A 20,045-nucleotide genomic window follows, 5' to 3' on the forward strand; every position below is an offset into this window, starting at 1 on the left:
TGCCCTGGAAGTCGACCGGCACCCCCTCCTTTCGTAGTGGTCCGGATCGACGATCGGCTCGGGTGGCGGCCCGGCGCCGGGCCTTACGCTGAAGAACATGCAGGTGAGCAGACGGATCGAGAGCAGCTTGCCCGTGGTGCTCGGGGCGGGCGTGTTCGTGGTGTCCGCGGTGCCGTTCGACCAGACGGACGGGCTGACGTCGCCGGTGTTCATCGTGACGGCGGCCGCGGCGGGCGTGGCGGCGTGGTTCGCGCGGCGGTCGTGGTGGCCGCTCGCCCTGCTCGGTGCCGTCTTCTACGTGTGGCTGGTGATGTGGCCGCCGCTGCTGGTCGCCTCCTATTACGCGGGTACGACGCTGCGCGGCGCCCGCGGCGTCGCGATCTATCTGGGCGGGACCGCCGTGGCGTTCGCCTCGGCCGTCATCGTCGGCGACCTGGTCGGTGGGCGCCGGGAGATGGTCACGGCGACCGGCGCCAACGTGGCGCTGATGGCCATGGCGTTGGTGGGGCTGCCGTTCATGTTCGGGCTCTGGACCCGGGAGAGGCGCGACGTGCTGGCCGCCGCCAGAGAGCGGGCCGACCGGCTCGAACGCGAGCAGGTGATGCGGGCCGAGCAGGCCAGGGCCCAGGAGCGGGCGCGCATCGCCAGGGAGATGCACGACGTCGTCGCGCACCGGGTCTCGCTGATGGTGCTGCACGCCGGGGCGCTGGAGGTACGGACCGCCGACGAGCCGACGGCCCGTACGGCGTCCATGATCGGCGGCATCGGCCGGGAGGCGCTGGCCAACCTGCGCGAGCTGCTCGGCGTACTGCGCTCGAACCAGCAGTCCGCCGAGCTGAGCCCGCAGCCCACGCTGGCCGACCTCGACCGGCTCCTGGACCAGTCGCGCGCGCTGGGCATCTCGGTGCGCAGGCACGACCATGGCGAACCGCGCGCGCTGGGCTCGACGGTGGAACGGACCGCCTACCGCGTGGTGCAGGAGGCGCTCACCAACGTGCACAAACACGCCCGCGACGCGCACACCGACGTCCACATGCGCTTCCTGAACGGCACCCTCCAGGTCGAGGTGCTGAACCAGGGTGGCGCCGATGGTGCGTCGCCGGGGCCGGGCGGGCTCGCGCTGTCGGAGCCGGACGCGGAGCAGGCTCTGCCCGGAGCGGGCTGGGGGCTGGCGGGGCTGCGTGAGCGGGTCGAGCTCCTCGGCGGGTCGCTGCAGGCGGGCCCCAGGCAGGAGGGCGGCTACGGCGTCACGGCCGCCATCCCCGTACGGGCCACGGCATGATCCGGGTGCTGGTCGTGGACGACGAGGCCCTGGTCAGGTCCGGGCTGCGGATGATCCTGGAGACGGCCGACGACATCGTGGTGGTGGGCGAGGCCAGGGACGGCGAGGAGGCCGTCGGAGCGGCGGCCCGGCTGAGGCCGCACGTGGTGCTCATGGACGTGCGGATGCCCGGCACCGACGGCCTGACCGCCGCCGCCCGCGTGCTGGCCACCCCGGACCCGCCCAAGCTGGTCATGCTGACCACGTTCGACCTGGACGAGTACGTCCACGAGGCGTTGCGGCTCGGCGCGGTCGGCTTCCTGCTCAAGGACACCCCGCCCAGAGACCTGACCGCCGCCGTCCGTACGGTGGCCGCCGGCCAGGCCATGCTCTCCCCGTCGGTCACCAGGCGGCTGATCGACGCGTTCGTCGACAAGGCGCCCTCACGCTCGGACTCGGCCCGCAGGCGGCTCGCCTCGCTCACCGGCCGGGAGGAGGACGTGATCAGAGCGCTGGCCCGTGGCCTGTCGAACGCCGAGATCGGCCGCGACCTCCGCCTCTCGGAGGCGACGGTCAAGGCGCACGTCAGCCGGGTGCTGGCCAAGCTCGGCCTGACCAACCGCGTCCAGGCCGCCATCCTCGTCCATGACGCCGATCTCTGACCCGCCCCGATAAGGTCGTCAGGCGTGACGAACGAGTTGGGACCACTTGCCGAACGGCTGCGGGAGTTCGCGCGGGCGCGCGACTGGGAGCAGTTCCACACCCCGAAGAACCTCGCCATGGCGCTGGCCGGGGAGGCGGGGGAGCTGCTGGCGGAGTTCCAGTGGCTCACCCCCGACGAATCCGCCGACCTCGACCCCGAGACGCTCGCCCGGGTGCGTTCGGAGCTCGCCGACGTGACGCACTATCTGGTACGGCTGGCGGACGTGCTCGGCGTCGACCTGGTGGCGGCCGCCTACGCCAAGCTCGACGAGGGCGAACAGCGCTACGACGCCGACCTCTATCGCGGCTCCGCCAGGAAGGCCCCGCCCCTCGACCAGTAACGCGTCCCGGCTCTTTACCGACTCCATACATGCAGGTGCCTAAAGTACTAGAGCACTAGATAAATGGAGTAGCCGGTGATCGAGTTTCATCTGGACACGAAGTCAGGCGTCTCCCCGTACCTGCAGCTCGTCCAGCAGGTACGGCACGCGCTACGGCTCGGCATGCTGCGCGAAGGCGATCAGCTGCCGACCGTCAAGGAGGCCGTGGCGCAACTGGCGATCAACCCCAACACCGTCCTGAAGGCCTACCGGGAGCTCGAACACGAGGGCCTGGCCGCCGCCCGGCCAGGGGTGGGGACGTTCGTGACGGCGACGCTCACCAACACCTCGCTGGCCGCGCACGGTCCGCTGCGGCTCGAACTACGGCGCTGGCTGGCCAAGGCCCGCCGGGCCGGTCTCGACGACGAGAGCATCGAGGCCCTCTTCATGACCACCTTTCGGACCACCGCTCAGGAGGACATAGCGTGAAGACCGTCCTGCAGGCCCAGGGTCTGGGCAAGAAATACGGCAGGCGCTGGGCGCTGCGCGACTGCACCATCGACATCCCCGCCGGGCACGTCGTCGGGCTGGTGGGCCCCAACGGAGCCGGCAAGACCACGCTGCTGAAGCTGGCCAGCGGCCAACTGGAGCCCACGACGGGCGGCATCAACGTGCTGGGCGGCCGTCCCGCCGACGGTCCCGCACAACTGGCCAAGGTCGGATTCGTCGCCCAGGACACCCCCGTCTACGCCGGGCTGAGCGTCGCCGACCACCTGCGGTTAGGGGCCCAGCTCAACCCCGGTTGGGACGTCGCGCTGGCACGGGAACGGATCAGACTGCTCGGTCTCGATCCCGGCCACCGGGCTGGAAAGCTGTCGGGCGGCCAGCGCGCCCAGCTCGCCCTCACCCTCGGCCTGGCCAAGCGGCCCGAGCTGCTGATCCTGGACGAGCCCGTCGCCTCGCTCGACCCGCTGGCCCGCCGTGAGTTCCTGCAGAGCCTGATGGAGGCGGTCGTCGAGCACGAGTTCAGTGTGGTCCTCTCCTCCCACCTGGTCGCCGACCTGGAACGGGTCTGCGACTTCCTGATCGTGCTCGTCGACTCGCGCGTCGAGGTGGCGGGAGAGGTCGACAAGCTCCTGGCCACCCATCACCGGCTCACCGGCCCACGCCGCGACCCCGACCGGCTCCCCGCCGACCAGGATGTCGTCTTCGCGCGCCACACCGACCGGCAGAGCACGCTCGTGATCCGTACCGACGCCCCGATCCACGACCCCGCCTGGACGGTCAGCCAGCTCAGCCTGGAGGACCTCGTCCTGGCCTACATGGAGAAGTCCACCGCCGAGGACCGGCGAATCGCCCTGGAGGTGCAGCGATGATCTGGCTGACCTGGCGCCAGTTCCGCGGCGCGGCCGTGATGATGGCCGCCCTGCTCGTCATCCTCGCCGTCGTCCTGGCCCTGACCGGCCCGAAACTGGTCGCCGACTATTCCACCGGGATCGCCGGCTGTGTCCAGGACAACACCTGCGGCCGCTTCTACGACCGCTTCTTCGGCGCGTACGAAACGTCCTTCATGGCCCTGTCCCTGGTCGTGCTGCTCCTGCCCGCCCTCGCCGGGCTCTTCTGGGGAGCACCGCTGATCACCCGCGAGCTGGAGGCGGGCACACACCTGCTGGTGTGGAACCAGAGCGTCACCCGCGGCCGCTGGCTGGCGGTCAAGCTCGGGCTCACCGGCCTGGTCGCCGCGGCCGTCACCGGACTGTGCGGCCTCGTGGTGACCTGGTGGTCCGATCCCCTGGACAAGTCGGCCCCGGGCGACTTGGCCTTGATGGCTCCCCTGGTATTCGGCGCGCGCGGCATCGCCCCGCTGGGGTACGCGGCCTTCGCCTTCGTCCTGGGCGTGACCGTGGGCATGATGGTGCGCCGCACGCTGCCCGCCATGGCCATCACCCTGGCAGTCTTCGCCGCGATCCAGCTCGCCATGCCGCTGCTGGTCCGGCCCCATCTGATGACCCCGGTCACCTCGACCTTCGAGCTCAGCGAGGCGAACGTGGACGGCCTCGGTATAAACCGGGAACGAGGCGGATATGTGGAGGTTCGCCTGAATAATGCTGTTCCCGGCCATGCGGGCGCCTGGGTCCTGTCCAGCAGTCTCCTCGATCCGTCCGGACGTCCGGCCGCCGGCCCCGAGCCCGGAGTCGGGCTCGTCCAGATCTCGACGACGTCGGGACCCTGCTCACCGTCGGGACAGCAGGGCATAGGCAGGTGCCCGACGGAGATCAACCGGCTCGGCTACCGGCAGCAGGCGACCTACCAGCCCCTCGACCGCTTCTGGCCCTTCCAGTGGATCGAGACCGGGATCTACGCCCTGCTCACCCTCGGCCTCACGTGGTTGTCCTTCTGGTGGATCCGGAAGCGCCTGTCATGACCGTCATCAGGACCGCGGCCGCCGGGCTCGTCCTCCTTCTGGCGGCGGCCTGCACGGCACCGGCGCCACCGCGCGGCCTGGTGAGCGCGGCAGCCAGTACGGTCTGCTCGCCGCCCCAGGCAGCGCCCGGACCGGAGACGCCCACCACTATCGACGTCATCGAGCAGGCGTACTTCTGCATCCTCGGCACCTACTACAGCGGCGCCACGCTGGACGCCCGTTCGCTGCTGACCGCCGGATTCGTCGCCCTGACCCAGGAGCTCAACCGCAACGGGCGCGACGTACCCGACGCCGCCATGCCCGCGCTGACCGGCGACCGCAAAGCCGACTGGGCGGCTTTCGAGAACGCCTACCGGAAGACCACCGATCAGGTTCCCGGCCTGCGCGACAAGCTGGCCGTCGTCACCCTTGAGGCGATGGTGGCCGCCCTCGGCGACAACCACGCCCGCTGGACGCACGACGCCGAGCGGCCGCCCGACTACTACGACGGTGACGGCTACGACCTGGGTCTGGAGGCGAACGTCAACGGCCCGCAGGTGAACGGCAACCCCGGCGTCGCCGTCTCCCCACTGTTCGTCACCACCGTGGAGGGCGGCGTGGCGCGGGCCGCCGGACTGCGCGCGGGCGACATCATCGAATCGATCAACGGATCGGCGCCCTTCATCGACGGGAAGGCCACCCCCGCGATCGCCGCCCTCTACCCGCGATACCCGGAAGCACGTCCGGTCCGGCTGCGGCTGCTGCGGCAGAGCACCGGCCGCCGCTGGAGCGTGACGCTCAAGCCCGGCCTCTACCAGCGGGATCTGGCCGCTCTGCAGGTGGTGCGGTCGAAGCTGCTGGAAGACGACATCGCCTACGTACGGCTGGCCGGGTTCGCTCCCGACTCCGCGAACCGGGTTCTCAAGGCGATCTCCAGGCTGCGCACCGGCCGGACCCTTACCGGCGTCGTGCTGGACCTGCGCGGCAACGGCGGCGGCAGCCCCTTGGAGGCGACCCGGCTGGTGAGCGCGTTCGCCCACGGCAAGGTCACCGCCTACCAGTGCACCGTGGACGCCAAGTGCGAGACCTCGCGGACCGACGACACCGTCGAGCTGCTCAACCTGCCGCTGACGGTGCTCACCGACCGCAGCTGCGCCTCGGCCTGCGAGCACTTCAGCTCCGCCATCAAGGACCTGCGGGCCGGCCTGCTGGTCGGCACCAGAACCGCCGGCGTCATCTCCGGCCCGGCGCAGGGGTATCTGCTGAGCAACAACACCCTGCTGGGCTTTCCCGCCAGGCATCACCTGGGGCCCGACCGCGAGGTGATCGACCGCATCGGCGTGCCGCCCGACCACTACGTACCCCTGACCTCGAAGGACGCGGCCGCCGGACGCGACCCCGCCCTGGCCAAGGCCCTGACCTTGTTGCGCAAGTGAATGGACCTCTCCATGAGACAGCTCCTGGCAGTCGCCGCGGGACTGGCCGTCCTCGCCGCGTCCGCCTGCTCCGCACCCGCGCCGCCCCGGGCCGCTGCCAAGCCGTCGGTGACGTCGACCGGCCCCGCCACCCTGCCCGCCCCGACCGGCGCCCATCCGGTCGGCACCACCGCCCTGTATCTGAAGGACACCTCCCGTCCCGATCCCTGGAACCTCGACGCCGACGCCAGGGAGCTCAAGGTCACCCTGTGGTATCCGACCAAGCGACGGGACGGGCAGCGGGCGCCGTACATGACGCCGAAGGAATCAGAGCTCATGCTGAAGGGCTTGAGGATCGGCGGCGTACCGGACGACACGCTGAGCAAGACGCGAACGAACGCCATCAAAGACGCCGACCCCGCAGGGGAGAAGCTGCCGCTGGTGGTGCTCTCCCCCGGCTTCACCAAGCCGATGAGCACACTCACGTCCCTGGCCGAGGACCTGGCCAGCCGAGGTTACGTCGTGGCCGGGATCGACCACACCTACGAGAGCTACGCCACGACCTTCCCCGATGGGCGGGTCGCGGAGTGCCTCGCGTGCGACAGCGACACGGACTCGGGTTTCGGCACGGGAGTGGCCCAGATCCGGGCAGCCGACGTCTCCTTCGTACTCGACCAACTGCCAGCGAAGTGGGACGGTTCTGACCGGATCGACCGCTCCAGAATCGCGATGGTGGGCCAGTCGATCGGCGGGGCCGGTGCCGTGGCGGCCATGCTGAAGGACTCCCGGGTGCGCGCCGGGATCGACATGGACGGCAGCACCTACGCGCGGATCCCCAAGAGCGGGTTCACCCGGCCGTTCATGTTCATGGGTTCTCCGCAGCACATTCCCGGCGGGCGCGACAATTCATGGGACCGTGACTGGAAGCTGCTGGCCGGGTGGAAGCGCTGGATCGTGCTGTCAGGCGCGGAACACCAGTCCTTCACCGACGGCCCGCTGATGGCGGGCGCCCTCGGTATCAAGCCCCCCTACGGTGTTCTGCCCGCGGCGCGCTCCGTCGAGCTCACCCGTACGTACGTGGCGGCCTTCCTCGACCAGCACCTGAAGGGCCAGCGGCAACCCCTCCTGGACAAGCCGTCCTCGCGCTACCCCGAGGTCAAGTTCTGCCCCGCGACTTGTGGTCAATCGTGAGGCTCCGCGCACCTTGAGCTCAGTGCGTGTCCGCCGTCGCCAGCTCGGACAGGTTCATCGCCATCGTGCGGTGGACCGCCGGGATCCAGTCCAGGGCGCGCAGGGCCGTGTTGCGCAGGGCCCGCAGCGGGGAGTTGCCCACCGTCGCGACCTTCGTCATCTTGTGGGTGAAGGCGACCACCTCCTCGGCGACCGGGCGGCGCTCCGCCTCGTACTCGTCCAGGACCGTCTGGGGAGCGCCGTCGCGCAGCACGGCGGTGAGCTTCCCGGCCAGGTTCAGCGCGTCCTGGATGCCGGTGTTCATGCCCTGGCCGCCGGCCGGGCTGTGCACGTGGGCCGCGTCCCCGGCCAGGAAGAGCCGGCCCGCCCGGTAGTGGTCGGCCAGCCGGTGGTGGACCCGGAACCGCGAGCTCCACACCAGGCCGGTGACCGTGGACCGGTGGGCGTGGGGACCGCGGGCGTCGAGGAGCGCCTGGACGTCGGCGACGCCGGGCTGCTCGGGCGCCTCGTCGACCGTCGCGACGATCCGGTGGCGGCCGCCCGGCAGCGGGGCGACCACGGTCACCCCTTCGGGGGCGAAGTACAGGGCGACCTCGTCGGCCGGTCCCGTCCAGTCAAGATGGACGTCGGCGAGGATGAACGACTGGGCGTAGGTGTCGCCGGTGAAGGAGATCCCGCTCCGCTCGCGTACCGTGCTGTGCATGCCGTCGGTGCCGATGACGTAGGAGGCGCGGATCACCTCGCCGCCGGAGGTCTTGGCGGTGACTCCGGTGGGGTCCTGCTCGATGACCGTGATCTCGTGCGGGCGGTGGACCGTGCCGCCCAGGGTGCGCAGCCGGTTCAGCAGCACCTGCTCGGTGATGTTCTGGGGGACCAGCAGCGTGTACGGGAAGTCGGTCGGCAGCTTGTCGAACGGCACCGTCAGCAGGACCCGGTCGTGGTCGCGGACGGTGAAGCGGGGCACGGTGACACCGCCCGCCACCAGCTCGTCGCTCACGCCTATCGTGCGCAGCACCTCCAGGGTGCGGGCGTGCACGACCGCCGCCCGCGACGTGTTCGCGCCGTCCGGCGCCTTGTCCACGAGCACGGCGTTCACACCCCGCCCGGCCAGCGCGGTGGCCAGGGTCAGACCGGCCGGGCCGGCGCCGACGATCAGGACGTCCGTGGTGGCGGGAAGTTCGGCATTCATGTGGTGGAGTCCCCTCAGTAGTAGTGACGCATCAGTTCGGTGGCCCAGGCCGGCTGTACGACCTCGCCCTGCGGGCCGAACTCCGCCATGTAGGGCTTGAGATCGAGGACCGGGCTGCCGTCGATGGCGTCCAGGCCGCGTACGTGTACGTCGAGGCCCTTGACGGCGAGCAGGCGGCAGCGGGAGACGCCCAGCCGGTTCGGGCGGTTCTTGCCCCGCTGGGCGAAGATGCCCACCAGCGGCCAGTCCGGGTTGCCCCTGGGCCGGCGGGCCGCGGTGTGCACCGAGGCCGGGTCCACGAGGTGGAACTGGAACACGACTTCCAGGTGCGAGAACGCGTCCAAGCCGGCGAGCGAGTCCGGCGCGAAGCGGGTCTCGTCGAGCCGGATCAGGGCCTCCTCGGTGTTCCAGTCGTCGTCGAACGCTTCGGTGCGCCCGCCGACGACGGTCCCCACCGGCTGTATGTCCACCAAAACCGCCTCCAGGTGTCGTTTTCACGACCGTAAAGGCAGCCCGCCGCAGCCGAATCAGTCACGATGACCGGAATCCATCGGGGCGGCTCACGAAGCAAGGTCACCGGTTAGGTAGGGTCGGGCAGCATGATCGGGCGAACCGCGGAGATCGCCCTCCTGCGGGAGATGATCGCCGGGTCCGAAGCCGGACAGGGCAATGCCGTCGTCGTCCACGGCGAGGCCGGGATCGGCAAATCGGCGCTGCTGGCGGAGGTCGCCCGTACCGCCGGGAGCGACCTGCTGGTGCTCCGGGTCACCGGCGTCGAGGCCGAGGCCGAACTGCCCTTCGCCGCCCTGCACATGCTGCTGGGACCGGCCCGGCACCTCATCGGGGAGCTCCCCGCGGCGCAGCGGGACGCCCTGCGCGGTGCGTTCGGTCAGAGCGAGGGCGGCGCCCAGGACCGCTTCCTCGTCGGCCTCGCGCTGCTGACCCTGCTCGCCGACCTCGCCGGAGAACGCCCCCTGCTGTGTCTCGTCGACGACGTGCAGTGGATGGACCGGGCCTCGGTGGACGCGCTGGTGTTCGCGGCGCGCAGGCTGGGCGCCGAGCGGATCACCATGATCCTGGCCGCCCGCGACGACGGCGCCGAACTGCCCGTCCACGGCGTTCCCGAGCTACGGCTCGCCGGTCTCGCCCGGCCGGACTGCGAGGCGCTGCTGTCGGAGGTGGCCGCCGATCTGGTGCCCGAGGTGCGGGATCGGGTGATCGAGGAGGCTGAGGGGAATCCCCTGGCACTCCTGGAGTTCGCCGGCACCCTCACCCCCGAGCAGCGGGCCGGTCGGTTGAGCCCGCTGCCCCTGCAACCACCCCGGCTCTCCTTGGCGGGACGGCTCGAACAGTCGCTGCGCGCCGCGATCCGGCAGCTTCCCGAACGCACCCAGCGACTGCTGCTGATCGCCGCGGCCGAGGACTCCGGCGACCTGGACCTCGTCCTACGAGCGGCGGCAGGCTTCGTGGCGGGGCTGTCCGATCTGGAGCCGGCCGAGCGTCGCCGTCTGGTGCGGGTCTCGGACGATCGGCTGCGGTTCCGGCATCCTCTGGTCAAGACCGCCGCCTATCACGAGGCGCCGCTCGCCTGGCGGGTGGCCGCCCATCGCGCGCTGGCCGAGGCCCTCGACGGTGACGAGCACGCCGACCGCAGGGCCTGGCATCTGTCCGCCGCCGCGGTCGGGCCCGACGAGGAGACGTCCGCCGTATTGGCCGCCGCCGGCGAGCGTGCCCGGCAACGCGGCAGCCACGCCTCGGCCGCCACCGCGTACGAGCGGGCCGCGCAGCTGACCGTCGACCGGCTGCTGCGGGCTCAGTGGCTGGCCGCGGCCGCCGAGGCGGCGCTCGGCACCGGGCAACTGGCCCGCGCCGGTGCCGCGGCCGACCGGGGACGGCGCCTGACCGAGGATCCCGCGGTCCTGGCCCGTCTGGCCGCCGTACGGGCCGCCGTCGACTCCGAACGCGACACCTCACCGCCAGCCCCTGCCGTCTCCGGACGCGGCAGTCGCGCGCCGGACGCGATCAGCTCTGGACGCGACAGCCCCACGTCGGTCTCGGCCGTCTCCGGAGACGGCAGCCTGACACCGCCCGCGCACACCCTGATCGAGGCCGCCGCCGGCATCGCCAGGAGTGCGCCCACCGACGCGGCGTCCCTTCTCGCGACCGCCGCCGGTGAGGCCTGGTTCGCGGGCGACCGCGCCGCGCTCGGGCAGATCACGAAGCTCCTGGAGTCTCTCGGGCCGGGAGTCGACGCTTCGCTCGCGACCGTGGTCGGAGCGGTACGCGGTATGGAGCGGGTCGCCGCGGGCGACCCCGCCACGGGCCTGCCACTCCTGCGCGCCGCAGTGCCCCTCTTGCGCGCCGCCGCCTCGCCACTAGGCGCGGCCCTCTCGCCGCTACGCGCGACTCTCCCGGCGCGCCGCGACACTGGGACCGACCGCGGTGCTGGGACCGACCGGGTCATCGGGACGTACGCCGTGTTCAGCGCCCTGATGACCGGCGATGACGACGCCGCCTGCGAGATGGCGGCCGCGCAGGTGGACACCTGCCGCGAACAGGGCCTGATCGGCGCCCTGCCGCACGCCCTGCAACTCCTCACCCAGGCGCAGATCCTCCACGGCAGGCACGCCGAGGCGGCGGCGTCCGGCGCCGAGGCGTGGCAGCTCGCGCACGACATCGGGCAGGCCGGACGGCTGCGCCACCTGCACGGCATCCTGGCCCGCCTCGCCGCCGTCGAAGGCGACGACGAGAAGTGCGTCCGGCTCGCTCGGCAGGCCGAAGGCGCCGCCCAGGAACGCAACGGTTCCGGTTGGGGCGGCTGCGCGCTGACCCTGCTCGACCTCGTACGCGCTCGGCACGAGGCGGTGGCCGAGCGGATGGCGCGGGTCCTGGACGGCCCGCTCGGTCACACCGTGATCGTCACCTTCGCCATAGCCGACTACGTCGAAGGCTGCGCCCGCCTGGGCGAACCGGACCGGGCGGCTGAGGCGTTCGCCCGGTTCGACGCCTGGGCGACGGCCAGCGCCCAGCCGTGGGCCGCCGCGGTCGCGTACCGGTGCCGGGCCCTGCTCGCCCCACCCGGCGAAGCCGAGGCGCACTACCTCGCCGCACTCCAGCGGCACGCGCACGGAGGGCGGGTGTTCGAGCAGGCCAGGACGGAGTTGCTGTACGGCGAGTGGCTGCGCCGGGCGCGCCGGCGGTCCGACGCCGGGGCGCGGTTGCGTACCGCGATGGACCGGTTCGCCGCGCTGGGCGCCACCCCCTGGGCCGAACGGGCCCGTACGGAACTGGCCGCGACCGGCGCCCGCGCCGACCTGCCGGAGCCCGGCGGCCAAGCGAGACTGACCCCTCAAGAACTGCAGGTAGTACGGCTGGCCGCGACGGGCGCCACGAACCGGCAGATCGCCGCCCAGCTGTTCCTGAGCCCGCGGACGGTCGGGTTCCACCTGTACAAGGCGTACCCGAAGCTGGGCATCTCCTCGCGTACCGACCTGCCGGGGATCGACTTCGGGCGGCTCGCCTAGCCGGACACACCGGACCGGCTGCCGAGCCGATCCCGGTGTTTCACGAGGTGAAGTCATGCGCAGGCGGCCAGAACGGACGCCGCGCCGAAGTAGGCGGCGCCGATCATCAGGAGCGTTTCGCGTGGCAACAGTTCGTATCCTTCAGATCCACTTCTCATGTGCTTAAGGTGACTTGCATGCGCTTTGGGGTGCTAGGGCCGCTGGCCGTATGGACCGATCAGGGGGAGCCCGTCACGATCCCCGGGTTGAAGGTCCGTGCGCTACTCGCCGACCTGCTGGTGGACGAGGGACGGCCGGTGTCGTCCGACCGGCTCGTGGACGACCTGTGGGCCGGTGAGCCGCCGGGCAACTCCGCGGGCGCGCTCCAGGTGCGGGTCTCGCAGCTGCGGCGCGCGCTGGAGGACGCCGAGCCGGGCGGCAAGAACCTGGTCATCTCACGCGCGCCCGGCTACCTGCTCAAGGCCGCCGAGGGTACGGTCGACGCCGCGCGGTTCGCCGAGCTGCTGGCCCGCGCCGAGACGGCCGAGAGTCCGCGGACCAGGGCGGAGCTGCTGTCCGACGCGCTCGCGCTGTGGCGCGGCCCGGCGTTCGCCGACTTCGCCGACGAGGAGTACACCAGGTCCGCGATCCTCCGGCTGGAGGAGCAGCGGCTCTCCGCCCTGGAACAGCACGCCGAGGCGCGCCTGGAGCTGGGCGAGCACGGCCTGCTCGTGGGCGAGCTCGGGGACCTGGTGGACCGGCACCCGCTCAGGGAGCGGCTGCGGGCCGTACACATGCGAGCGCTCTACCGCGCGGGACGGCAGAGCGATGCGCTCGCGAGCTACGCCGACCTGCGCGGGCGGCTGGCCGAGGAGCTCGGCCTCGATCCCGCGCCCGAGCTGGCCGCCCTGCACCAGGCGATCCTCGGCCAGGACCCGGCACTGAGCAGCCCCGCGGCCCGGCCCGCCACGAACCTGCCCGCCTCGCTCAGCGACCTGATCGGGCGGGACGGCGCGCTGGCCGAGGTCCGGACGCTCCTGGAGCACAGCAGGCTCGTCACCCTGACCGGCAGCGGCGGCGTCGGCAAGACGCGGCTGGCCCTGGAGACCGCCACCCGGCTCGCCGACGCGTACGCCGACGGCGCTTGGCTGGTCGAGCTCGCCCCCCTCGACCGAGGACCCCGCTCGCCGGACGCCGACGAACGGGCGGTGGACCGCGCTGAGCGAGCGCGGTCGGGTGTCGACGAGCGGGTGGTGGCGGAGACCGTCGCGGCGGCGCTCGACATTCGCGAGGAGTCCGACGGGACGCCGCTCGCCGACCGGCTGGCCGATGCGCTGCGCTCGCGGCGGCTCCTGCTCGTCCTCGACAACTGCGAGCACGTGATCGAGCAGGTCGCCGAGCTGGCCGGCCGGCTGCTGCGGGCCGCTCCCGGACTGCGCGTGCTGGCCACCAGCAGGGAACCGCTGGCGGTGGCCGGCGAGGTGCTGTGGAGCGTGCCGCCGCTGGACGCGCCCACCGGTACCGACCCCGGCGAGGTGGCGCGGGCCGACGCGGTCCGGCTGTTCGTGGCACGGGCCGCCGCCTCCGCGCCCGGTTTCACCCTCGACGCGGGCAACGCCGGGGCGGTCGCGCAGCTCTGCCGGCGGCTCGACGGGATCCCACTGGCCCTGGAACTGGCGGCGACCCGGGTGCGCGCGCTCGGCGTACACGGGGTGGTGGCCCGGCTCCACGACCGGTTCCGGCTGCTCGCCTCCGGGCAGCGCGGCGCGCCGCCGCGCCAGCAGACGCTGATGGCGGTGATCGACTGGAGCTGGCAACTGCTGACCGAGCCCGAACGCGCCGTCCTGCGCCGCCTGGCCGTCCACGCCGACGGCTGCACGCTGGAAGCCGCCGAGGAGACCTGCGCGGAGGACGGGCTCGACGTGCTCGACCTGCTCGCGCGGCTGGTCGACCGCTCCCTGGTGGTCGTGGCCGACGGTACGGCGGGCATGCGGTACCGGCTGCTGGAGTCGGTGGCGGAGTACTGCCTGGAGCGGTTGTCGGAGGCGGGTGAGCTGGATCGGGTACGGCAGGCGCACGCGGCCTACTACACGGCGCTGGCCGTACAGGCTGAGCCGTTCCTATATGGGCACTCCCAGAGGGAGTGGCTGCTGCGGCTGGACGCGGAGGCCGCGAACACGCGGGCGGCGCTCGACACGGCGGCCGGGACGGGCGACGCGGCCGGTGCGCTGGCGCTGGTGAACGCGCTGGCCTGGTACTGGGTGCTGCGCGGCCGGCTGGCCGAGGGGCGGCGGTCGCTGGAGTCGGCGCTGGCCATCGCGGACGGCGCGGTCATCGAGCATGGCGCGGCTGCTGAGCATGGCGCTGTTGAAGACGGCGCTGTTGAGGACGGCGTTTTGGGGGCTGCTCGGGCAAGGGCGGGGGCGTGGCGGGCGGGGTTCGCTCTCAAGCTTGGGGAGGACGTCGACTGGCGGTCCGCTCTCGATCGGATCGAGGACCCGGGTGGGCGGGCCAGGGCCGAGTGGTTCCTCGGGTGGGCGGTGCCCGACATGCTGACCGGGCAGGAGTTGGTGTCGAGCGCGCTGGCCACGTTCAGGGCCATGGGCGACCAGTGGGGGATCGCGGCGGCGCTGAGCCGGCGGGCGCGGGACGCCTTCACGCAACGGGACTTCGTGGCCCTGGAACGTGACGGTGAGGAGAGCGCGCGGCTGTTCCGGCAGCTCGGCGACCGGTGGGGGGTGCTCCAGGCCACGGAGTGGCTCGGCGGGCTGGCCGAGATGGGGGGCGACACGGAGCGGGCCAGGCGGCTGTTCGCGGACGGGCTGCGGATGGCGGAGGACCTCGGGCTCTGGCCGGAGGTGGCCGGGCGCACCGCCTGGCTGGGCTGGATGGCGCTCGGGGCGGGGGAGTACGAGCGGGCCATGGAGCTGTGCGGGCAGGCCCTGCGCATCGCCTCCGGGCAGGGGCATCGAGAGATCTCGATCATGTCCGAGATGGGGCTCGCGTACGCCGAGCGCCGGGGCGGCCACCTCGACCTGGCGGAGGAGCACCTGAACCACCTGCTCGACGGGATCCCCCGGGGTCCCGGCGTCGAGCCCGCCCTGCATCTGACGGACACGCTCGCCGAGCTCGGCTATCTGACCGAGCAGCGCGGCGACCCCGCGACCGCCCGGGACCTGCACCTGGAGGCTCTGACGGCCGCGCAACGCGTCGGCGACCCGCGCTCGGCGACCTGGGCGGTAGAGGGCCTGGCCTCCGCCGTCGCCGCCGGAGGCGACCCTGAGCGGGCCGCCCTGCTGCTGGGGCTGGCGGCGGCCGTCCGCGAGCGCAACCAGACACCCGCCGCTCCGTCGGAGCTGGCCGAGATCGCGCGGGTCACCGGAGTGGCCACGGAGGCGCTGGGTGAGGCGGCGTTCGGGGCCGCGTACGAGCGGGGCGGCAGACTGAAGCTCGACGACGCGGCCGACCTGGCCTGACACGGCCCGGAAGTCCTGTAGCCTCGCCGGCGGCCTGCTTCACTCGGCGGGAGGCCGCGCGGAAAAGAACCTGCCACGGTAGGCATCTCGCCGTGCGACCGACCTGACCTACTGCCTTCAGGGGGTTTCACGGCTAGGGGTCGCGTTACCGGTGGTGTCGTGGCGTGCCAACTTGACCAAGGCGAGGAAAGCCACGAAGACCACGGTGAACAGGTTGATGGTCATCATCGTCTCGTTGAGCGCGTGCGCGTTCCAGACTGTTCCGGTCGCATCCATGATGTCGTCGCCCGAGGCGGCCGCGAAATAGGGGATGGTGCTGAGCCCGAGCCCTGCGTAGACGAGAACCGACTGCAGCGACGGTTCGAGCCCGGTGCTTCGCACGGGTGCCTGGCGGCGGGCCAGGTAAAGGGCGAAGATCTGGAAGAACAGGTAGGTGACCAGCCACCAGCCGAGGTAGTTGGTGTAGGGGACGCCGAACACGCCGCCACTCCGCTCCCAGATCCACAAGTGGTTGACAGTCGAGGCGATCGAGTCGCTGCCGAGGTCGAACATCGTCATGATGGCTGCCGCGGTCATGGGCAGGGCGACTACATTGACGCGGTGTCCGGTGCCCGCCCGCCAGGAAAGCCGGGTGTCCGCCTCGTCGAGCAGGACGTTGGCCACCTGCCAGCACAGGTAACCCAAGCCGAAATAGATGGGGCCGATGAAGATCGGCACATCGACCAGCTTCGGGCTACCGGTGTAGTGATAGTGGCCGAAGGGGAAGCCCGTGGAAATGCTGAGATTCTCGAAGGAGTTGCTCACCACGAAGGTCACGGCAAAGAAGAGCAGCAGCGCCTTCGCACCGTAGCGACGCACGCCGTAGATGAACGCCAGCGGAATCGACAGCAGCAGAACGAACATGTACGGTGCCGACCCTGAAAGGGGTGCTATCAGGGCCGCAGCGAGCGCGGCAGCCGTCAGTGCCCAGGTGATCACTCTCCAACCGTCGAGCCCTGACCGGCGCGGTAGCTCGCCGTGGGTGCCGGTGGCAGTGGTGTCCGAGCCTGTCCTGACGGCACCGAGGGGCGCGGGTCGGCCGACCGCGGGTGCTTCCCGTTCGTGGGTGGAGTCGGTAGCGGTCATTGCGGAACTCCATAGTTGGGTGAGTCCCCCGGGCGGAAACGGGGGACGGTCAGCGGGAGGTGAGGGGGGTTTCGGACTCAACGCGGGTGAGCTTTTCGGGGTTGCGGACGTAGTAGAGGCCGGTGACGCGGGCGTTCTCCACGCGCAAGGCCAGAACGCCGTCGATCACGCCGTCCAGACGCAGGATGAGTCCGGGGTTGCCGTTGACCGTCGTGAACTCACTGGTGAAGGTGCCGCCGGCCTTGTCGACACTGCCGGCCATGTAACTGAGCACCTTGTCGGCGCCGACGACCGGCCGCAGGGCCGCCAGCCTGAGGCCGCCGCCGTCGCTGACGAAAACAACGTCCGGGGCGAGTACGTCGAGCAGCCCCCGCAGGTCCCCGGTCACGAGCGCGGTCTGGAACGAATTCAACGCTGCCCGGGCTTCTTCCGGGGAAGCCGATGTGCGCGGCCGGCGGGCGTCGACGTGCCGGCGGGCGCGGTAGGCGAGCTGGCGTGCGGCGGCGGGGCTCTTGCCGATCGCGGCCGCGATGTCGTCGTAGCCGATGTCGAAGACCTCGTGCAGCACGAAGACGGCGCGTTCGGTCGGGGAGAGGGTTTCGAGGATGAACATGAGTGCCAGCGACAGGTTCTCGGACAGCTCGACGTCCTCGGCCACGTCCGGCGCGGTGAGCAGGGGCTCGGGCAGCCAGGGGCCGACGTAGGCCTCCTTGCGCCGTTTGAGGGTGCGTAGCCGGTTGAGTGCCTGCCGGGTCGTGATCCGCACCAGGTAGGCGCGCGGGTCCTGTACCTGCGCCAGGTCGACCTTGACCCACCGCAGCCAGGCCTCCTGGAGGACGTCCTCGGCGTCCGCCGCCGATCCGAGCATCTCGTAGGCGACGGTGAACAGCAGGTCGCGGTGGGCGACGAAGGCCTCGGTCGCGGGGTCGGTGGCGTGGTCGTTCATGTCGTGCGCTTCACTCTCTCGCGGTCGGCCTCACATGCCGGAAGCAGGCCATGGAGATGTACCCGGTCCGAAGATGGGTTGTCGGCAGCAGCCTCCCCACTTATCAGGCCATGTGGGGTGGGGGGGAACTGGCCTTGCGTGCCCCGGACGCCAACTGATCGAGGGGGAACCGGCAGGCGAACTCCTTGACCTTGGCACCGAGCCGCCCGCTGATGTGAAGCGGGTTCGCCTTGTCGTTCAGGTAGGAGAACTGGGTGACGCCCTCGTTTCGACCGAGGCTGATGCACTGCCCGGCGAACATCAACCGGACGGGAGCGGGCGTTCTCCCCGCGATCCGGCGCAGGATTGTGGCCGCGGCCCCCGCGCCCAGTTGCACGGCGGCCTGGCAGCTCATTCGGAATGGCCGGTCCGTCATCGCCGCCGCGTCCCCAGCGGCGACGATGCGCACATCGTCCACGCTGGTCAGCGTCGCGTCGGTGAGCAGGCGGCCTTCGGTGTCGGTGCGCAGCCCGCTGCGGGCGGCCAGGTCCGGGACCCGGAATCCCGCGGTCCAGATCGTCACCGCGCTGGGCAACTCGCGGCCGTCGTCGAGCTGTACGGCGTCGCGTGTCACTTCCGTCACCCGCGCGCGGGGACCTTCGAGGACGGTCACGCCCAGCTCGGCGAGCCGGTGGGCGACCGGGTGGCGGCCCCGGGGACGCAGGTAGGGGCCGAGCACGTTGCCGCAGACCAGGGTGACCTTGCGGCCCAGTTCCGCCAGCTCGGCGGCGGTCTCTATGCCGGTCGGGCCGGCTCCGACCACGGTCACCGGAGCCGTCGCGGGCGTCGTGGCCAGCGCTGACCGCAGTCGTTCCGCGCCCTCGAGGTCCGACACCGAATGAGCGAACTCCGCCGCTCCGGGCACGCCGGGATCGGCGGCGCCGCTGCCCACCGCGTAGATGAGGTAGTCGTATGAGATCGTGCTGCCGCCCGCCAGCGACACCCGGCGCTCGGCAGCGTCGATCCGGGTCGCGGCGTCGACCACCAGCCGGACGTTCCCGCCCAGAACCTCACCGAAGCCCTCGACCGCGTCATCGGAGCCGGTCACGAGCTGGTGCAGGCGGATCCGCTCGACGAAGTCGGGACGTCGATTGACCAGGGTCACCGACACGCCATCGCGCCGAGCCAGGCGATTGGCCGCCATCACGCCCCCGTACCCGCCGCCGACCACGACCACCTCGACGTTCCCGTTCATGATGTCTCCCTCGTGTTATGGACTCGGCATTGAGACACCAGCCGCGCATCCGGCGTAACGGCCCGCGGATGAGACGTAGCGCACATCGGACGCGGCGGGAACACCGCCCCTTCCGCATCCAGACGGCGAAAGGCGGTTTTAGGGCGAGAGGCGGCGGCTCAGCCAGGCCAGGGCGAGCGGGTAGCGGTACTCGATGGCGCCGTGCCCGGCATCGAACAGCTCGAAGTAGATCCGCTCGTCCGGCACCCCCGCCGCCTCCAGCGCCCGCCGGAACGCCGTGGCGCCGAAGTCCAGGTAGTACTCGTCCTTGGTGCCCGCGTCGACCCAGATCGCCCGCATCGACCGCAACGCTTCGGCGTACCCGGGCCGCGCCGCCATCACCACCGGGTCGCGCGCCAGCCAGCGCTCCCACACCTCGGGTATGACGGCGCCCGTGTCGTCGAACGGCAGGCGGACCGTGCCGTCCGCGTCGGCCGAGTACGCCGCCGCGTAGGCGTACATCTCCAGCAGGTCGAGGTCGCCTTCTCTGGTCCCGGCGATCCTGCTGCGGAAGTCGGCCAGGAACTTGTCGTACGAACCGCCGTACATGTCGCGCAACAGCCGCACGACCGGCGGCAACATGGCCCGGACGCTGACGTCGAACAGCGAGTCGCCCGCATGGGTGGCCAGCGCCCCGAACACGTCCGGCCGCAGCATGGCGGTGACCATCGCCCCGCCGCCCCCGCTGGACTTGCCGGTGACCGCCCGGTGGTCGCGGCCGGCCAGCGTGCGGTAGCGGGCGTCCACCCACGGCACGACCTCGTCGCACAGGTAGGAGTGGTAGCGGCCGGTCGCGGGCGAGTCGAGGTACTGGCTGCCGGCCAGCGAGGTCCACGCGTCGACGTACACGACGATCGCGGGCGGCACGTCACCGGCCGCGAACACGCCGTCCGCCAGCTCCGGGTACGTCCGGCGGAACGGCGTCCGGTTGAACCACATGGCGACATGCCCGGTGTAGCCCTGCAGCACGTAGATGGACGGGTAGCGCCGGTCGGGGTGGTCGTCGTACCCCGGAGGGACGTACACGTACAGGGGCCGCTCGTGCGGATCCCCGAGGGGGTTGCCGCGCAGCAGTTCGCTGTCGATGACGTTGTGGTCGAGGCGGCCGGCGAGCTCGTCGGACCAGGGCAGCATGGGTTTTCTCCCGTTCTCGACCCCGCATGGGCTCTTGGGATCAGCCTGCCATCTCCGCCTCGGTGGCGCGCGGCCGTCCGGGGCGCCGGGAGTCGCTAGGCTTCGT

The 20,045-nt window shown here is 71.6% G+C and carries 16 protein-coding genes; 10 read left to right on the top strand and 6 right to left on the bottom strand.

The window, feature by feature from the left end; genetic code table 11:
- Window positions 1-97: 97 nt before the first annotated feature.
- The 8 genes from AB0F17_RS21635 (at window position 98) to AB0F17_RS21670 (ending at window position 7,293) form a co-directional block, all read left to right on the top strand.
- Complete coding sequence (locus tag AB0F17_RS21635; RefSeq protein ID WP_358025506.1) at window positions 98-1,282, top strand: histidine kinase; 1,185 nt, start codon at window positions 98-100, stop codon at window positions 1,280-1,282.
- Window positions 1,279-1,923, top strand: a complete 645-nt coding sequence (locus AB0F17_RS21640) for a response regulator transcription factor (protein WP_358025508.1) — start codon at window positions 1,279-1,281, stop codon at window positions 1,921-1,923. Before AB0F17_RS21635 ends, AB0F17_RS21640 begins: the two co-directional genes overlap by 4 nt.
- Before the next feature lie 24 nt (window positions 1,924-1,947).
- Window positions 1,948-2,304 carry a nucleotide pyrophosphohydrolase gene (locus AB0F17_RS21645; RefSeq protein WP_358025510.1) on the top strand — a complete coding sequence of 119 codons (357 nt, stop codon included), beginning with the start codon at window positions 1,948-1,950 and terminating at the stop codon, window positions 2,302-2,304.
- 75 nt (window positions 2,305-2,379) lie between these two features.
- Window positions 2,380-2,772, top strand: a complete 393-nt coding sequence (locus tag AB0F17_RS21650; RefSeq protein ID WP_358025512.1) for a GntR family transcriptional regulator — start codon at window positions 2,380-2,382, stop codon at window positions 2,770-2,772.
- Window positions 2,769-3,659 carry an ABC transporter ATP-binding protein gene (locus AB0F17_RS21655; protein ID WP_358025514.1) on the top strand — a complete coding sequence of 297 codons (891 nt, stop codon included), beginning with the start codon at window positions 2,769-2,771 and terminating at the stop codon, window positions 3,657-3,659. Before AB0F17_RS21650 ends, AB0F17_RS21655 begins: the two co-directional genes overlap by 4 nt.
- Window positions 3,656-4,708: an ABC transporter permease gene (locus AB0F17_RS21660; protein WP_358025516.1), complete on the top strand. Its 1,053-nt coding sequence runs from the start codon at window positions 3,656-3,658 to the stop codon at window positions 4,706-4,708. The genes AB0F17_RS21655 and AB0F17_RS21660 overlap by 4 nt, the downstream gene beginning before the upstream one ends.
- On the top strand, window positions 4,705-6,123 hold the full coding sequence (locus tag AB0F17_RS21665) for a S41 family peptidase (protein WP_358025518.1): 1,419 nt from the start codon (window positions 4,705-4,707) through the stop codon (window positions 6,121-6,123). Before AB0F17_RS21660 ends, AB0F17_RS21665 begins: the two co-directional genes overlap by 4 nt.
- 12 nt (window positions 6,124-6,135) lie before the next feature.
- Window positions 6,136-7,293, top strand: coding sequence for an alpha/beta hydrolase (locus AB0F17_RS21670; RefSeq protein ID WP_358025520.1), 1,158 nt, complete (start codon window positions 6,136-6,138; stop codon window positions 7,291-7,293).
- Between the two features lie 19 nt (window positions 7,294-7,312).
- On the opposite strand, the gene AB0F17_RS21675 is transcribed toward AB0F17_RS21670, so the two are convergent.
- Window positions 7,313-8,482: an FAD-dependent monooxygenase gene (locus tag AB0F17_RS21675; RefSeq protein ID WP_358025522.1), complete on the bottom strand. Its 1,170-nt coding sequence runs from the start codon at window positions 8,480-8,482 to the stop codon at window positions 7,313-7,315.
- 14 nt (window positions 8,483-8,496) lie between these two features.
- Window positions 8,497-8,952, bottom strand: a complete 456-nt coding sequence (locus AB0F17_RS21680; protein WP_358025523.1) for an SAM-dependent methyltransferase — start codon at window positions 8,950-8,952, stop codon at window positions 8,497-8,499.
- Window positions 8,953-9,081: 129 nt separating this feature from the next.
- On the opposite strand from AB0F17_RS21680, the gene AB0F17_RS21685 reads away from it, so the two are divergent.
- A complete protein-coding gene (locus tag AB0F17_RS21685) occupies window positions 9,082-12,006 on the top strand; it encodes an AAA family ATPase (RefSeq protein WP_358025525.1) in 2,925 nt (974 codons plus the stop codon).
- A gap of 176 nt (window positions 12,007-12,182) precedes the next feature.
- Entirely contained in the window at window positions 12,183-15,461 is a 3,279-nt protein-coding gene (locus AB0F17_RS21690; RefSeq protein ID WP_358025526.1) for a BTAD domain-containing putative transcriptional regulator, read from the top strand.
- 117 nt (window positions 15,462-15,578) lie between these two features.
- Here AB0F17_RS21690 and AB0F17_RS21695 read toward each other — a convergent pair whose 3' ends face one another.
- The 4 genes from AB0F17_RS21695 to AB0F17_RS21710 all read right to left on the bottom strand — a co-directional run bounded on the left by AB0F17_RS21695 (window position 15,579) and on the right by AB0F17_RS21710 (window position 19,939).
- Window positions 15,579-16,439: a carotenoid biosynthesis protein gene (locus tag AB0F17_RS21695; protein ID WP_358025528.1), complete on the bottom strand. Its 861-nt coding sequence runs from the start codon at window positions 16,437-16,439 to the stop codon at window positions 15,579-15,581.
- 196 nt (window positions 16,440-16,635) lie between these two features.
- Window positions 16,636-17,532, bottom strand: coding sequence for an RNA polymerase sigma-70 factor (locus AB0F17_RS21700; RefSeq protein WP_358025530.1), 897 nt, complete (start codon window positions 17,530-17,532; stop codon window positions 16,636-16,638).
- 103 nt (window positions 17,533-17,635) lie between these two features.
- A complete protein-coding gene (locus tag AB0F17_RS21705) occupies window positions 17,636-18,766 on the bottom strand; it encodes an FAD-dependent oxidoreductase (RefSeq protein ID WP_358025532.1) in 1,131 nt (376 codons plus the stop codon).
- Between the two features lie 138 nt (window positions 18,767-18,904).
- Window positions 18,905-19,939, bottom strand: coding sequence for an alpha/beta hydrolase-fold protein (locus AB0F17_RS21710; RefSeq protein WP_358025534.1), 1,035 nt, complete (start codon window positions 19,937-19,939; stop codon window positions 18,905-18,907).
- Window positions 19,940-20,045: the final 106 nt, after the last annotated feature.

The sequence above is a fragment of the Nonomuraea sp. NPDC026600 genome, from assembly GCF_040638335.1.
Taxonomy (GTDB): domain Bacteria; phylum Actinomycetota; class Actinomycetes; order Streptosporangiales; family Streptosporangiaceae; genus Nonomuraea.